This is a genomic window from Zobellella sp. DQSA1, assembly GCF_041950555.1.
Taxonomy (GTDB): Bacteria; Pseudomonadota; Gammaproteobacteria; order Enterobacterales; family Aeromonadaceae; genus Oceanimonas.
Window position 1 is genome coordinate 2,448,541 of record NZ_CP169531.1, and the last position, 16,460, is coordinate 2,465,000.

Annotated in this window: 13 protein-coding genes and 1 pseudogene; 3 read left to right on the forward strand and 11 right to left on the reverse strand. The window is 54.7% G+C overall.

Features of this window, described 5'->3' with window-relative positions; genetic code table 11:
- Positions 1-21 precede the first annotated feature (21 nt).
- Both ACEVBK_RS11885 and ACEVBK_RS11890 read left to right on the forward strand, forming a co-directional pair.
- Positions 22-837, forward strand: a complete 816-nt coding sequence (locus tag ACEVBK_RS11885; RefSeq protein WP_375055156.1) for a helix-turn-helix transcriptional regulator — start codon at positions 22-24, stop codon at positions 835-837.
- Positions 838-918: 81 nt separating this feature from the next.
- Positions 919-1,479: a YbhB/YbcL family Raf kinase inhibitor-like protein gene (locus ACEVBK_RS11890; RefSeq protein ID WP_375055157.1), complete on the forward strand. Its 561-nt coding sequence runs from the start codon at positions 919-921 to the stop codon at positions 1,477-1,479.
- A gap of 320 nt (positions 1,480-1,799) precedes the next feature.
- Here the strand turns inward: ACEVBK_RS11890 and ACEVBK_RS11895 are convergent, their stop codons facing one another.
- From ACEVBK_RS11895 to ectA, 10 genes are all read right to left on the reverse strand, one after another.
- Complete coding sequence (locus tag ACEVBK_RS11895) at positions 1,800-2,495, reverse strand: response regulator (protein WP_375055158.1); 696 nt, start codon at positions 2,493-2,495, stop codon at positions 1,800-1,802.
- An 8-nt stretch (positions 2,496-2,503) separates the two neighbouring features.
- Positions 2,504-5,176: an ATP-binding protein gene (locus ACEVBK_RS11900; protein WP_375055159.1), complete on the reverse strand. Its 2,673-nt coding sequence runs from the start codon at positions 5,174-5,176 to the stop codon at positions 2,504-2,506.
- Positions 5,177-5,246: 70 nt separating this feature from the next.
- The gene (gene kdpC / locus ACEVBK_RS11905) at positions 5,247-5,909 is read right to left on the reverse strand and encodes a potassium-transporting ATPase subunit KdpC (protein WP_375055160.1); all 663 of its coding nucleotides are present in this window, start codon (positions 5,907-5,909) and stop codon (positions 5,247-5,249) included.
- A 20-nt stretch (positions 5,910-5,929) separates the two neighbouring features.
- Positions 5,930-7,951 (reverse strand): potassium-transporting ATPase subunit KdpB, encoded by a 2,022-nt coding sequence (kdpB, locus tag ACEVBK_RS11910; RefSeq protein WP_375055161.1) that lies wholly within the window; start codon positions 7,949-7,951, stop codon positions 5,930-5,932.
- A 5-nt stretch (positions 7,952-7,956) separates the two neighbouring features.
- Complete coding sequence (gene kdpA / locus ACEVBK_RS11915; protein ID WP_375055162.1) at positions 7,957-9,684, reverse strand: potassium-transporting ATPase subunit KdpA; 1,728 nt, start codon at positions 9,682-9,684, stop codon at positions 7,957-7,959.
- A gap of 9 nt (positions 9,685-9,693) precedes the next feature.
- Positions 9,694-9,774 carry a potassium-transporting ATPase subunit F gene (locus ACEVBK_RS11920; RefSeq protein WP_375058558.1) on the reverse strand — a complete coding sequence of 27 codons (81 nt, stop codon included), beginning with the start codon at positions 9,772-9,774 and terminating at the stop codon, positions 9,694-9,696.
- Between the two features lie 486 nt (positions 9,775-10,260).
- On the reverse strand, positions 10,261-11,706 hold the full coding sequence (locus ACEVBK_RS11925; protein ID WP_375055163.1) for an aspartate kinase: 1,446 nt from the start codon (positions 11,704-11,706) through the stop codon (positions 10,261-10,263).
- 12 nt (positions 11,707-11,718) lie between these two features.
- Entirely contained in the window at positions 11,719-12,120 is a 402-nt protein-coding gene (locus ACEVBK_RS11930; RefSeq protein WP_375055164.1) for an ectoine synthase, read from the reverse strand.
- 38 nt (positions 12,121-12,158) lie between these two features.
- Complete coding sequence (gene ectB / locus ACEVBK_RS11935; RefSeq protein ID WP_375055165.1) at positions 12,159-13,427, reverse strand: diaminobutyrate--2-oxoglutarate transaminase; 1,269 nt, start codon at positions 13,425-13,427, stop codon at positions 12,159-12,161.
- A gap of 57 nt (positions 13,428-13,484) precedes the next feature.
- Positions 13,485-14,027, reverse strand: coding sequence for a diaminobutyrate acetyltransferase (gene ectA / locus ACEVBK_RS11940; protein WP_375055166.1), 543 nt, complete (start codon positions 14,025-14,027; stop codon positions 13,485-13,487).
- A 619-nt stretch (positions 14,028-14,646) separates the two neighbouring features.
- Here ectA and ACEVBK_RS11945 point away from each other — a divergent pair.
- A complete protein-coding gene (locus ACEVBK_RS11945) occupies positions 14,647-15,606 on the forward strand; it encodes a helix-turn-helix domain-containing protein (RefSeq protein WP_375058559.1) in 960 nt (319 codons plus the stop codon).
- Here the strand turns inward: ACEVBK_RS11945 and ACEVBK_RS11950 are convergent.
- Positions 15,490-16,017: pseudogene (locus tag ACEVBK_RS11950) on the reverse strand (LysE family translocator); the annotation flags it as partial. The gene ACEVBK_RS11945 and the pseudogene ACEVBK_RS11950 overlap by 117 nt on opposite strands.
- Positions 16,018-16,460 lie beyond the last annotated feature (443 nt).

The following is a 16,460-nucleotide window of genomic DNA, read 5'->3' on the forward strand; positions in this document are numbered from 1 at the left end:
CATAAGACCCCGAGTTGACCCATGCAGGCATTGATCAGGTCGGCAAAGCGCATCGTAAAAGCGCACTCCCCGTTGCCCTTTTCGGTGTATTCGTCCAGACAGGAGCAGCGCATCCTCAATGTGCCGGTGCACAACCCCTTGCTGATTTGTGTGCTCAACGGCCACAAGCAACTGGGCAGCCAGGGCGCGACCCATTGCCCGGCGGGCAGCTTTGTCTTTTTATCCAACCGCCCCGGCATCGACATGCGCAACATTCCGGCCGGAGCGGAATATTTCGCCCTGCTGCTGGCATTCGAGCAGGAAGACTTCGATGGCTTCACCGGCCGCCGGGCCAGCGCCCGGACGCACCTCCAGGGCCCCCTCCAGCCCTTGCTGACAGATGCGCTCAGGCAGTTGATCGAATGGTCGGCCTATGCCCCGCCCGAACTGTGGGGGCTGAGGCGCCGGGAAATCCTGCACACCCTTCACCACCTGGGCCACCGGGAGCTGGCCGCCCTGGCCGCGCCGCCCAGCCTCGGGTACCGGGTCCAGTGCCTTATCGGCAGCCGGATGGCGGAAGAGGTGGGCATGCCGTTTGTGTCTGCTGCACTGGCGATGAGTGAATCCACCCTGCGCAGGAAGCTGGCCCATGAGGGAACCAGCCTGCAGGCCATCAAGGACAGGGTGAAACTGGGCCACGGGCTGCATTTGGTGCAGACCACCGCCAGCCCCATCGGCCTGATTGCCGAGCAATGCGGCTATCATTCCCAGTCTCGCTTTACCGACAAGTTCAAGTCGCTGTTCGGCCTTACGCCGACGGAGCTCAGAAAAACCAGAATGATTGAAACGGGCGAATGAATGAAGGATTGGGTGCTAACCCGGGCCCGGATGCCCCCGTATGATCGGCCTCTCAAACCAAGGTGTTTTCAGGAGGCTCTTATGCTCACTCACGCAAAAAAATGTTCCCTGGCGGTGCTGGCCGCACTGGCTTCCGGCCCGGCCCTGGCCGGGGAATTCACGCTGACCAGCACCGACATCGCGCCCGGTGAGCTCATGGCCAGCGCCCAGGAATTCCAGGGCTTCGGCTGCGCGGGCGGCAACCTGTCGCCCCAGCTTTCCTGGTCCGGCGCCCCGCAAGGCACCCGGGCCTTCGCCATTCTGGCCTATGATCCGGACGCCCCGACCGGCAGCGGCTGGTGGCACTGGCAACTGGTGAATATTCCCGTGGAAGTGCGTTCCCTCCCGGCCGGCGCCGGCGACCCGGGCCAGCAACTGGCCCCCGCCGGCAGTCTCCAGATCGCCAACGATTATGGCAGCCCAGGCTTTGGCGGCGCCTGCCCACCCCAGGGACATGGCGTCCACCGCTACCAGTTTACCCTGCATGCCCTGTCGCAAACGCTGGACTTGCCCGACAATCCCTCCGGGGCCCTGGTGGGTTATATGGTGAAGGCGCACTCGCTGGGCTCGAGCACCATAGAGGCATTATACCGGCGCGATTAACCCAACACGCCCGCACCGGCTCACGAAACACTGCCGGGCCTGTCCCCCGACCGGCCCGGCAGTGTTTACGCCCCGCTGCGGGCATGCTTCCTCCCCGGCCGATTCTTCGCTTGCTCAGCCCGAGAGGCCGGTTATGCTGATAACCGTGTTCGGCGGTGGTGTCTTGACCACCAACCGAAGAAACATTTCGGTATCGCCACCGGATATCGGGCCATAAACGAGCGGGCGGTGACATCCGTTAGACCGAAGTGACATCAGTTTTGATCAGCCGGATAACAGAGATACCAGCAGGAAAAAGAGAATTTTCAGTTTCATTGCCATCAACCGGTCCTTGCATCCTGGTACATCAAGCGATAGCCCACGCCAGCCTCAGTCCGGATGTAATAAGGTTCAGCCGGATCATCGCCCAGTTTTTGCCGCAAATGACTGACAATAATCCGTAAGTAGTGGCTGTTATCTTTGTGTGCCGGACCCCATATTTCCTGTAACAGCTGAGTTTGTGTGATGACACAATTCGGGGACTGCGCCAAACGGGATAACACCGCATATTCTTTTGGTGTGAGATCCACTTTATTTCCCGACATAGTCACCCAACGCTTTCCCAGATCGATGCATAGTTTACCATCATCCAAAATGACGGGAGCATCCGGCTTGATATGATCGCGAACATTAGCACGGACGCGTGCCAGGAATTCTTCAACGCTGAAAGGTTTGGTTACATAATCCTGGGCCCCCGTGTCCAAGGCACGGACCTTCTCACGATCGTTGCTCCGGACCGAGAGCACGATCACCGGCACTTTCGACCAGGTCCGCAGGTCATTTAATACTTCGTGCCCATCCATGTCGGGCAAGCCCAAATCCAGCACCACCAGCTCCGGTTGATGGCGAGCAACGGCAGCCAGTCCGGATTCTCCGTCTCCTGCTTCGGCAACATTATAGCCTTCACTTTTCAGAGCGATGCTCAGCATGCGCCGAATCGGTGCTTCATCGTCAATAATGACAATCTTGATACTCACGCCTTATATTATTCCTCTGAGCTGATGTTATTGACTGAAGGCTCATCAAAAGGCAGCTTAACCTCGATTTTTGTCCCTGTATGCCCAGTCCCTTCCATTGCGCGGATGCTGCCACCATGGGCACCAATCATGCCTCGGCAGATAGCCAGCCCCATTCCCGTATTTTGCTTTTTCTTGTCCCCTTCCGAGACGACAAAAAACATATCAAAAATTTTTTCTCGCACATCCTCTGGAATCCCCGGTCCCTTGTCCTCGATCCCGATGATACATTTCCCGTCTTGAGCCGTGATAGTTACCCGTATTTTTTCGTTATCCGGTGTAAAGCGTGCGGCATTCTCCAAAATATTAAATAGCGCCTGCTCAATCAGGGCAGCGTGAACATACAGTACCGGCGCGGCCTCCTGGAAATGGGTCTCGGTTTTCACATTGGGATAATAGCGCTTAAGGCGCGTCAGTGCACTACCGACGATATCGGCGATAGAGACCCAGTCTCGCTCTATTTTCAATGTTCCGTAACCCAGCCGGGTCATATCCAGTAAATTTTGGATATAACTATCCAGCCGGCGACTTTCCTGAAGTATGGTATCCATCAATTCATGACGGTCCTGCGTGTCCAGCTGTTGATCCAGCAAGCGCAGGCTTTCTGCCGCGCCCATCATCGCGGCCAGGGGGGACTTCAGATCATGAGACACTGAGGACAAAAGAGCGGAACGTATTTGTTCGACTTCGGTTTTCACCTGCGCGGCTTCGAGTTCGCCCACAAGCTGCGTCCGCCGCCAGGTGTCCGCCGTCTGGTTGGTAATCGACGTAATTAATGCCTTATCGCCAGAAGGCAAAATACGGGTGGATTCCGAAAACTTGATCAGAACACAGGCAACTGTGTGCTTGTCTTTATGGATGGGGAAAATGCTCCACTCGGACGCATTGAGCGTATCGCTGAACCGGCCTGACATCTGACCGTTGCGACGGGTCCAGTCTAGCGCAGCAATATCCACCGGAATAAAAGACCTGGCCGGTTTCGGCCATGTTTCGGCGTCATTGCCTGTCGGAACAATAATGCATTCAACCTGTAGAGTGTCCGAAATCACCTTGTGTACCGCTCTCCAGATGGCCTTCGGATCTTCCGCCACCGACAGTTCCTGGCCCAGCAGGCTCATGGCTTCGGAATAGCGGTTTGCATCGCGTAGCAGGATGAATTGACGCCGAATGCGTGAGGCGGCCGGCCCGCAAGCCAGCGCGATAATAAACAGAAATATCAGTGTTGTCAGCTCATCCTGTCGAGTCACGTGAAGGGTGTAACGCGGCTCGGTCAAGAAGAAGTTAAAGCTTATAAACGCAAGAATCGATGCCGTGACTGCCGGACGCCAGCCATATTTCAACCCAGTAGCCACCACCGCCAGCACATAGACCAACGCCAGGTTCGCATTTGCTACCAGCAATTCCAAAGGGACGGCAACCGTGGTAGAAACCGTTACCGCCAATGCAGCAAAGACATGGCCTTTCCAGGATATCCCGACAGCTTTTTCGGTGTTGAGAGTGATTGAACGCGCGGTGGAAGACTCAGTGGGTGGGCGAATAACCGACACTTCCAGTGGCAGGCCGGATTCAATTAACTGTTGGTACAGCCGTTTGCGCCAGAAACGAAAGCGATTCCTTGTACCCGAGCCCACCAGAACCGTGTTGATCCTGTGCTCGGCAATAAACGGCACGACTGTCTGAAAGGTGCTGGGGCCACGCAGGGTTTCTGTTTCGGCACCCAGATCCCTGGCCAGGGAAAAGGCGGATTGTAGTCGCAGTGACGCCTGCCGCCTGGCAACACGACCCGTATCGACCCAGACGACCAGCCAGGGAATTTTGCGCCGATCGGCAATTTGCCGCCCGATGCGGATCAGGTATTCGTGGTCGCTGTTACTACTGACCAGTACCAAAAGTTTTTCCTGGATGGTGAAAGACCGCTCCTTGGCATCGGCGTTCAACTCAGTGGTTAACCGTACATCAACCCGCTCCATGACTTCGCGCATCGCCAACTCTCGTAATGCGGTCAGATTGGATGGCGAAAAGAAAGAATCCAATGCGGAGCGAGCGTATTCGGGCAGATAGACCTTACCCTGCTGCAGGCGTTCGATAAGGATCGCCGGCGGCAGGTCGATAAAGAGGATCTCGTGCGCATCGTCCACAAACTGATCGGGCACGGTTTCGCGTACCCGTACGCCGGTAATCTGCAGCACCAGATCATTGAGGCTGGCCAGGTGCTGGATATTGACGGTGGTAAAAACATCAATCCCGGCGCTGAGCAGCTCCGCAATGTCCTGGTAACGGCGCTTGTGGCGACTGCCCGGCACGTTAGTGTGAGCCAGTTCATCCACCAGAATGAGTTGTGGGTGTCGCGCCAACGCCCCATCCAGATCGAATTCAGACAGGGTGGTGTTGTGATAGCTCACCGACTGGCGGGGCAACTGCGCCATATCGGCCAGCATGGACTCCGTATCCGCCCGTCCGTGGGTTTCAACCAGACCAACCACCACATCCACGCCTTGCTGCAACCGCTCTCGGGCAGCACCGAGCATGGCATAGGTTTTCCCGACTCCAGGTGCGGCGCCGAGAAAGACCGTCAATCGTCCGCTCTCTTGATCCTTGATTCGTTGTAAAAGCGCCTCTGCATGATCCGAGCGATCAACCATCGCTGGCTCCCCATGATTTTTCTGCGTTGACTTTATTATTGCTTGGCATATTTTCGTGTTATTTGACTCACTATGGGTGATCTTTTCCGTTAACAGCCTGGCGGTCAAGGGCTAAGTTGAGTAGTAGAACATTCACCCTAGGTTGCCCAAACAGGCCCCACTGCGGGCCTTGGATGTGCTGTTCAATAACGTCTAAAACGACCTTTTCCGACAAACCGCGGGCAGCCGCGATACGAGGGGCCTGGAGGTGGGCGGCTTCCGGAGAAATATGCGGGTCCAATCCGGCGCCAGAGGCTGTCACCAGGTCAACCGGGATGTCAGCAGGAGTTACCCCTTCCAATGTTTGAATTCGATCACTATCCGCGCGTACCCGATCACGCAACTCAGGGTTGCTGGGGGCAAGGTTACTGCCCCCGGTGGCGGTAGGATCGTAGTCGGCCGCACTGGGCCGACCGTAGAAATACTGCGGACTCTCGAATGGTTGGCCGACCAGGCGGGAGCCGACGACTCGGCCCTCCTGTTCAATCAGGCTGCCAGTGGCCTGTTGGGGAAATAGCGCACCGCCGAGAAGGGTGGCGGTGCCGGTGTAAACCAGGCCACACAGCACCAGGAAGACAACGGCGGCCCGCAGCGCAGTCAATAGTTGGCTCGATACTGAGGGTGTGCGAATAAAGTCCCTCGAAACGGTTACGGAATGGCACCTAGAGGATGTGCGGGTAAAGTCATTGGTCATTTGAGTTCTCCTAAAATTCGTTACAGAAACAGACCCAGCGGCAAATCGATCACTTTGATCACGATAAATGGCAGCACCAGGCCACCGAGCCCGTAAATCAACATGTTATTGCGCAACAGCTTCTCGGCCGTCATGGGGCGCAACTTCACACCCCGTAATGCCAGGGGAATCAGCGCGGGAATAATGAGCGCATTGAAGATCAACGCCGCCAGCACGGCACTCACGGGACTGTTCAGGTGCATAAAGTCCAGAACGGCAATAGCAGGCAAAGCGCCGGCGAACACGGCTGGAATGATGGCAAAATATTTTGCCACATCATTGGCCAGGGAGAAGGTGGTCAGCGCACCACGCGTGATCAACAACTGCTTACCAACTTCCACCACCGCCAGTAACTTGGCCGGGTCGGAGTCCAGGTCCACCATATTGCCGGCTTCCCGCGCTGCCTGGGTGCCTGAATTCATGGCCAGCCCCACATCGGCCTGGGCGAGCGCGGGGGCATCATTGGTGCCGTCACCCACCATGGCCACCAGTCGGCCTTTGGCCTGTTCCGCCCGGATCAGGTTGAGTTTGTCTTCGGGTTTCGCTTCGGCGATAAAGTCATCGACCCCGGCTTCCGCAGCAATCACACCCGCCGTCACCGGGTTATCGCCGGTCACCATGACGGTACGCACCCCCAGCGCGCGCAATCGTGCAAAGCGTTCGGCAACCCCGGGTTTAATCACGTCGGTCAAGGCAATGACCCCGAGGATCTGACTGCCGGTGGCCACGACCAGCGGTGTACCGCCGCCTTGGGCGACCTGTTTGACCAAGCTATCGAGATTGTCCGGGATCCTGATGTGACGAGATTCTGCCCACTGTTGAACCGTATCGCTGGCCCCCTTGACGTAGGTGGTGCCATCGGCAAGGGAAATGCCGGATAGCCGGGTTTCGGCGGAAAACGGCAGGTATTCCGCGTTCGTGGGCCGTTCTGGCAGACGGTAGTCTTCGCGTTCGGCCAGCACCAGCACCGACTTGCCTTCCGGCGTTGGATCTTCATAGGAGGTCAGTACGGCGGCGGCGACAAGATCCGACATTTTTACCTCCCCTGCCGGTAAAAACTGGGTCGCCTGCCGGTCACCAAAGGTGATGGTGCCGGTTTTGTCGAGCAGCAGTGTGTCGACATCTCCGGCCACTTCCACGGCCTTGCCGGACTTGGCGACCACGTTGGCGGCCAGTGCCCGGTTCATGCCGGCGATACCAATTGCGGGAAGCAGGCCACCAATGGTGGTTGGAATGAGACACACCAGCAAGGCGATCAACATAGTGTAATCGAGAGCCGCCCCCATAAAGCCGGCCATGGGAGGCAGGGTGATCACCACCAGGATAAATACCATGGTCAGCGCAGCCAGCAACACGGTAAGGGCGGTTTCATTCGGAGTTTTCTGGCGCTGGGCACCTTCCACCAGGCCAATCATCCGGTCCAGAAAGCTGTGGCCAGGATCAACCGTCACCTCGAATTCAATCTCGCCGGTGAGCACCTTGGTGCCGCCGATAACCCCGCAGTGGTCACCACCGGCTTCTCGCAATACAGCGGCGGATTCGCCTGTCACGGCGGATTCATTGACCGTGGCCACCCCTTTAATAATTTCGCCGTCGGCGGGAATGTACTCTCCCTGACTGACGCGTACCCGATCACCTTTGCGCAGCAGATCAGCATCCACCGTCTCCTCACCGCCATTTTTCAGGCGGCGGGCCTTGAGCGCCCGCTTGGCCGAACGCAGACTGGAGGCCTGGCCACGTCCCCGCGCTTCGGCCACTGACTCGGCAAAGTTGGCAAACCAGACCGTAAAGAACAGCAACAGTGTCGTGGCCAGTTCGAAACCGAAGGATTGGCCGGTCAATAACTGCTGTAACGTGAATATTGCTGTGATCACCGTACCGACCAGGACGACGAACATCACTGGGTTGGTCGCCATAGTTTTGGGATTCAGCTTTTTAATCGCGAGCCAGGCGGCGTCGGCCATCACTTGCCTATCGAACAGGCTGGGGTTTTGTCTTTTCATGGTCGTTACTCCTGACTTGAAATCATGCTGGAAAGCTGAAGCCCTTCACCGATGGGCCCCAATACTGCCGAAGGCAGGAACGAGAGAAAGTTAAGGATCAGAATAACCGCCACCAAAGTGGCGCCAAAGGTGACACTTTCCAGCCGCAACGTGCTATTCGAGACCGGTGCCACGCGTTTACTGGCCAGCCAGCCGGCAATCATCAATGGCAGCACCAATGGCAGATAGCGACCAAGGATCAACGCCAGCACACAGGTCAGGTTCCACCAAGGGGTATCATCGCCTAGCCCTTCAAAGCCGGAACCGTTATTGGCAAAGGCGGAGGTGTATTCATAAAAAACCTGGGAGATCCCGTGAAAACCGGGGTTGCTGTTTTGGGCCAGGCCCGGTATGCCCACCGTTATAGCCGTGAGCCCCAAAATGACAACTGTCGGCAGCACGATCAGTGCGCCCAGGGTAGTGATTTCCCGAGTTTCAATCTTGCGGCCGAAAATTTCCGGGGTGCGCCCAATCATCAGCCCGGACAGAAACACTGCAACCCAGACGTACACCAGGAAACCAACGAAGCCGACGCCGATCCCTCCCCAGATGGCGTTGATCAACATGCCGGCTCGGGTCATTAAACCACCGATGGGATTAAATGAGTCGTGCATGGCATTGACCGACCCATTAGAGGTCTGGGTGGTAAAGGTTCCCCACAGAGCCGATAATTCAGGACCGAAGCGCACCTCCTTGCCTTCCATGTTAGGCCCGTCGGCGCTGAGCCCGGTAAAGGCGGCATTGGGCTGCAGCTCGCTGTAAACCGTCGCCCCGATAAACGCCAGGCTCATTACGCCCATGACGGCAAGTGACATCACCGCGAAGCGACGACGCCCCAGCAGGAAGCCAGCCATAAACACGGTAGCCATGGGGAACAGCACGAGCGAGATAGTTTCGATGACATTGCTCACCGGCGTGGGGTTTTCCAATGGATTACTGCTATTGGGGCCATACCAGCCACCGCCATTGGTGCCCAGTTGTTTAATAGCCACCATAGGCGCGACCGGGCCCACCGGAATCTTCTGTTCCTGCATTTCCACAACAGGGTCCAGTGTCTGGCTCACCTGGGCGCCATCATAGGTGCTGGGCACTCCTTGCCAGGTCAGCAGCAATGACACAACCAAGGCCACCGGTAACAAGATACGCACCACGCCACGCACTAGATCCACATAATAGTTGCCCAGATCGCGGGCTTCACCTTCCTTAGCGGAATCTTTATTCCGTCCTCCCATCATGCCCCGCAATATGGCCACGCACACTGCCAATGCGGTAGCGGGAGTGACCACCTGCAAGGTGACAATCAGAAAGCCCTGTGACAGGTAACTCAATTGCGCCTGCCCCGAGTAGTGTTGCTGATTGGTATTGGTCAGGAAGGAGACAGCCGTATGCAGGGCCAGATCCCATGACAGCGGACCAATATGGTCTGGATTCATCGGTAACAGATGCTGAAACAGCAGAATGAGGTAGGCCACAATCCCCAGCAACAAATTGCTGAGGAGGAAGGCCCTGGCATAGTCTTTCCAGGTCATGCCCTGCGTAGGGTTTACGCCGATAAGTTTATAAATAACGCTCTCAACCGAGCCAAACACCCGGTTGCTGACACGCGCATTGCCGGAGAAGACCCCGGCCATATAGCGCCCTAATGGCCAAGCAAGGCCCAGGGCAAGCAAGATGATCAGTGCAACTTCAATCATAGCGACACCCTAAAATTTGTCTGGACAGAGCATCACTGCCCCTAAATAAACGATCAGTGCCAGTGACACCAACAACAGCACACCACTCATAGCAAAAGCCTCCACGGGTTAAATCGTGGATTCAGAATATGAAAAGGCCGGATAAAGTCTCTAGGTTGAGGGAGGCATGAGGCGTAATTTTTTCGTAAAAGTTGCAGCGTCACTTATGGGGGTACTGGCCCGCATGAAAGCAATCAGGGCTGACGTTGTCGTGGGCTGGACACGGGCCAGGAAGAACAAACCTTCTCACTGGAAAATGCCGAGGTAAATAACTGATCCTAAGGGTGCCACATCAACCGGTCACCGCACGCAGACACGCCGTGAACCCATCCCTGGCAAGAAGGGTCAGCCTAGCGGCACCCGATCGCTGCCTTGATTGATCTACTATTCGGAACAGCTATTTACTGGCTGATATATCCCGTGTTACTGCTGAAGAATTGACCAAGGTTGAACAAACGCTCCAGCGGCTTGAAGGGCCGATCACCCTGGCCGCTGAACAGCCTCCGGACCAGACGATGAGCTAAGTCACAATAACCGCTAGGCCGCACAAACGGCGATGCCGTGGTCGTGCTCCTCGACCAAACAGCGATGCAAGCTTCGAACACCCTGCTCGTAATCACTGACCGCAACGACAAATTGTATATCCACCTGGCGCATGGATTGGTGAATGGCCAATACGCTGATGTCAGCAGCGGCGAGCGCTGTTACCGTTTTTGCGAGGATACCCGGTACGTGCATATCGCTGCCAATGGCGGATAAAATCGCCACTTTACGTACGCCAATATCGGCATCGGGGAACTTCTCCGTCAATACACTCTGAATGCGCTTAACCGTCTTGAGATTTGATGCCAAGTAATGCGTGATGGTATTGGCATTGGTGTCTTTGGTAATGAGCTGTACCTTGAAGAGATTGAGCTTGGCCAGAATGCTACGGTCATATGACTCGATTTTGCCCATCATGTCTTGATCAAACAATTCCAGCGCATACACGTTTTTGCATCCAGCAATAATTTCAACGTGCGGTTTTTCGCTAGTATAGCCATTCGTTATCAGCGTACCTGAATGCTTCGGCTCAAAGGTGTTCTTCACCCTGAGTGGGATATTGGCCCTACGTAAACCTTTGGTTGCATTAGGGTGAATAGCTTCCATACCCAGATTGGCAAGTTGATCCGCAACATCGTAGTTGGTACGACCAATGGGCACGGCGCGTGATCCGACCACACGCGGATCTGCGCTGCTCAGATGATATTCTTTGTGAATCACGGCCTCGCTGGCTTTTGATATAACCGCAATACGACTGAAGATTATTTCGCTGTAGCCACGATCGAAAGTCGACATCAAGCCTTCCAAGCAACGCGCATATCCCGTGATGATGGGTAACTCCCGGCCGGTATCCAGCCGTGCAAGGCTATCACGGATGTGATCGTCCAGATGCTTTACATGCTGGGATTGCCAGCCCGTGAGGTCAACAAAGACAGCATTGATGCCATCGCGTTGCAACAGGCTGGCCATGTTCCAGGCACTGTGCGCCTCGCCGATGCTGGCCAACATTTCGCGTACTGTCTGCAGATGATCCTGCAGGCTGAAATGCCCATGGTGGCACAAGGTTTCCAGTTGCTTCAGGCATGTCTCAGCGTTATCCAGGCGTGCGCAGATGAAGCGGTTTGCGCCTGCGCACAGAGGCGTTTCGCCGAACCAGCGCCGGTTGATCGCCGTCATTTCTTCGCGCGCTGTTTGCAATGAATCCTGCCAGGCGGAACCCTGTTCATGGTTGGCAAATTGGCCAAATATACCAGGCTCGCCGGTTCTCTTGTTTTCAAGCAAGCGGTCGGTGATGCCACCGTAAGCGGACACAACAAACATTCGGTTGTAAATACCGGCGGCGCATGCACGCTCCGGCGAAGCGCCTTTCAAGATGATATTGTCACGGACAGCGTCATATTGGCTCATGGATGTTCCGCCAATTTTTTCAACAGTGTGCATGTGGCCTCCTATTTATTGTTCCAGAACTGCTTCAGCGGTTATTGGGTATACCCCATTACTATCGTGTACCTCTTTGCCGTGCAGTGGTGGATTAAAAACACAGGCCATCTTCATTTCTATGTTGGCACGGAGTATATGCTTGTCGTGTTGGTCGAGAATGTAGAGGGTGCCTGCCTCAATCGGATAAACCTTGCCATCCACAGCGCTCTCAACTTCGCCAGAGCCGGCGAGACAATAAACGGATTCGAGGTGATTCCGATAGTGCATGGTCAGATTGGAGCCTGCATAAATAGTAGTGATATGGAAGGAAAAACCCATGTTGTCATTCTTTAGCAACAGTCTGGTGCTCTCCCAGCCTTCTGACACTACCCTTCGCTCGGATTTTTCTGCATCGTGTAATCGTCTGATGATCATACAGCATACTCCTCATTAGTTTGGCAGCTCAGGCTTCATTAAACCCTTCTGAGTTGTTTGCCCAGCACCGAGTGAAAACTCTCACTAAGCCGCTCTAGACCTGCACCAAGCTCGCTTTCGCTGATGGTAAGCGGACAGAAACATTTGACCACTTGCCTCCGGTTACCCGCAGTTTCAATGATCAGGCCCTTGTCGAATGCCTGCTGGCTGATGCGGCCTGCCAGCTCGCCATCTCGACACTCCAGCCCCTGCATTAGCCCCCGTCCTTTTCGCCTTAGGTGCTCATTGCCGAAGTGGGATACCAGTTGTTGAAAACATTGCGTAACCTGCGCTGCGCGTTGCGCGACGGCACGACTGAAGTTGTCATCCAGCCAAAAGTGCTGGATCGCGGCAGTGGCGGTGACAAAAGCATAATTGTTACCGCGGAATGTACCGTTGTGCTCACCCGGTTGCCACTGATCAAGCTCGGGCCGTAGGCACAGGACTGCCATGGGCAAGCCGCAGGCACTGAGTGATTTGGACAGCGTGACCATATCGGGCTTGATGCCAGAAGGCTCGAAGCTAAAGAAGGTGCCGGTACGTCCGCAACCCGCCTGAATATCATCGATAATGAGCAGCATATCGTGGCGTTTACATAATCTTGCCAGACCTTGCAGCCAGATATCGCTTGCTACATTCAGGCCACCCTCGCCCTGAACGGTCTCCACCAGAACTGCTGCTGGTAAATCAATGCCACTGGATGGATCGGAGAGCAGTTGCTCTATCATTGCCAATGAATCGGACTGGTCTCCGAAGTAGCCACAATAAGGCATACGCACAACATCATTCAGCGATACCTGTGCTCCACTACGGTGATGACTGTTGCCCGTCGCCGCCACCGAACCCAGGGTGACACCATGGAAACCGTTAGTGAAGCTGAGGATATTGCGCCTACCTTTTATTTTTCGGGCCAGTTTCAGTGCTGCTTCAATGGCGTTGGTGCCTGTTGGCCCGGTGAATTGCAGCCGGTAGTCTAGTTGACGAGGTCGCAGGATATGGTTTCTGAACGCTTCAAGAAACCTGGATTTTGCTACAGTGTGTAAATCCAGGCTGTGGGTCACACCGTCAGCAGCTATGTAATTCAGTAACGCCTGTTTGAGTACGGGGTGATTGTGGCCATAGTTTAATGCGCCCGCCCCGGCCAGAAAATCAAGATACTGTCGATTATTGCTGTCGAAGAGAAAGACCCCTTGAGCGCGATTGAATTCCGTCGGGAAAGATCGGGCATAACACTGTACGGCCGATTCCATTTCACTATAGATAGTCATTACCTTATCCTATTTTTTCTTCAGAGGGGAAACACTGTTGCCCGAAGGAGAAATCTGTCACCGGGAAAAAGGACCTATGCGTAGCAACACTTCATCATCATGCTGCCCCGCAAAATGTTTATCGCGTTCAAACAGCGTTTGTTTGGACAGCGAGGTATGCATGCTTTTCGCAATCCCGGTAAACAATGCCCATGATGCCCGATTGTCTGGAGTGACAGTTGTTTCGAGGTAACACACCTGTTGCCGAGTGGCTCGATTGAGTAATTCAGTAAGCATGAGCTTGCCCACCCCCCTCCCTCTTACCTGGGCTGATACAGCTACCTGCCAGACGAATAATGTATTGGGCTTATCGGGAGTAATATAGCCGGAAATAAAACCTACTAATTCATCATCAAGCACTGCCTTAATTGACGTTGTTGAGAAATGCGTGCATTGCAATAAATTACAATAGTGTGAATTGATATCTAGGGGAGGACAATCGTCTATAAGATCATTAACGGCCACTCCGTCTTCCGGAGCTGGTCTGTGGAGAGTAATCACATCCGTTTTAATACCATTCATTTCAAATTTTCGTACTACTTTAGACTCTGATGCTTTCATGATTAGTGTTTCCATTAGCTTTAACCTAGAACGCAATACATTAATCAATTAAATTTCACGTACAGAATTCTTCCTTAGCAAAATTTACACCGTATTTTTCATTGTAATGTCTAGAACATCTACCACGATAAGTGCGTTATGTGTGGCATGCGATGCCTCCTCTCTGTACAATTGCCCTGAGTTCAACCACAGAACACTATTCGTAGCGAAAACCTCCACCTGTTAAATCGTGGATCTAGAATATGAAAGGTTCGGATAAAATATCTAGATTGAGGAGCGTGCGAGGCGTAATTTTTTTGTATAGATGGCTGCGATATTGCCATTCGCTGACCTAGTTGCTGGCAGTTCGTTTCAGGGTAACCGAGGGTTTCTACCCCTCGCCCCCACAACACCCTGCATGCGGGTCCGCACAGGGCGTTTCACTTAGAATGGTGAAGCCTGATCCATCCATCACGCAGCGCATGTCAGCCCTGGGCCTTCAGGTAAAGTCGCTGCAGCCGACGTCGGCGCTGTCGCGCCTCCTCGGCTAAGCTTGGCGGTTAGCATTCAAGCAAAATCACGAGGGAGCCAGTAGCATATGAACGATCCAGGCAAACCGATGTTCTGGCGCGATCTGCGCATGCCCTATGTGGAGCTCCGGAGGGTCGGGGACGGGCGAAAGGTCTGCTACGCCCCACACAGCCATACCCAATGGTCCCTGGGCGCCATCACCGAGGGCAACAGTACCTTTCTCTACCGAGGTGATCAGTTCAAGGTCAGTGCCGGGACTTTGGTCATGATGAACCCTAACTGGGTTCATGCCTGCAATCCGATCGACAATCAGCCTTGGGGCTACCTGATGCTGTATATTGACACCAACTGGTTAACCAACTTGCGCTATGAGGCTGGCCTGCTGGATGCACCTTGCTGGCAGGATATCTCGACAGCCATCATCTCTGATCCCGAGTGGTATGCGGGCTATTGTTGGATGGCGGAATGCTTACTGGATTCAAATAGAGCGTTGCTGGAAAAGCAAACCGTTGTGGTGGAATACCTCACCGCCTTGATGTGCGAACTGGCAGACCAAGCGGCGGAACCACTCCCGAAGGCACCCGATAAGTTGCAGGCGCTGGCCGCCTACTTGAAGGATCATGCGGCGGTGGAGGTGTCTTTGGACACCTTGTGCGAGCGCTCCGGTTACAGCCCCGGTCATCTCATCCGCGCCTTTAAGCATTACTTTGGTTTCACGCCCCATGCGTATCTGATCAATTATCGAGTCCAACGCGGACAACAGGAGCTGAAACGGGGCAAGCCTATTATCGAAACTGCACTTAACACCGGATTTGCCGACCAGCCACATTTTCAGCGTACCTTCAAGCGATTGTTGGCCGCCACACCGAAGCAGTACCGACAGTCCTTACTCAATCAGCAGATACACGCAACTGGCGGCAAGCAGCAATGCGAGTGCCCGGTTGCAGAAGACCAACACTCTGGGCCGATGAATATACCGACGCAGGAAGGCACCGGCGTAAACCCAGCAACTCAGCGACAGCCAGCAGATGGGCAGATAGAGCGCCGCAAAAAGGATGACCTCATGTAAGTCGTTACCACTGGTGTAAGCCCCGATGCCCGAGGCCGATGCCAGCCAGGCTTTGGGGTTGAGCCACTGCATGATCGCGCCGCTAATAAAGCCCGGTGCTTTGTGGGTGTTACCTTCAGGCAGGCGCCCATCATCGCGGAACAACTGAACACTCAGGTACAGCAAGAATGCGACGCCGGCCCAACGCAAGATTGCGTTGAACCCCGGCACAACCGTCAGCACCGAATAAAGCCCCAAGCCGATGGTAACGAAAAGGGCGATAAAACCCAGGGTGGCACCGGTGACGAAGATCAGCCCTCTTGCGAGGGGATAGCGAGTACCGCTGCTCAGACACACCAGGTTCACGGGACCAGGTGAAATGGATGCCGCAAGGGCAAATGCTGTCATTGGCAAAATCAATGAAATTGTCATGGTTTTCCTCTTTGTTTGTGGGCTCCAACTGAAGTTTGCGATAGCGTCGGTGCGAAGTATTGAACAAAATTGCGGTGACTCTGTTCAGCGGAGCCGGCTGCATTCAATAATGAGGAAGCAGCATGAGAGTTCATTATTTGGAAATTGTATCGCTAGATGTGGATGCGGTGTGCAAAGCCTATGAGAGCGCCCATGGCGTCAAATTTGGCGCTCCGGATGAATTGCTCGGTGGAGCCAGAACCTGCAAATTACCCGATGACTCAATCGTCGGAGTAAGGGGCCCTCTGAGAGAGACTGAAGATCCGGTGGTGAGGCCCTATTGGCTCGTAGAGGATATAGACTCAGCTGTCTCTAGCGTTGAAGCTCAGGGGGCGAAGATTGCTATGCCTCCGATGGGCATTCCCGGGAAGGGAAAATTTGCGATTTACATACTCGGCTCTAAC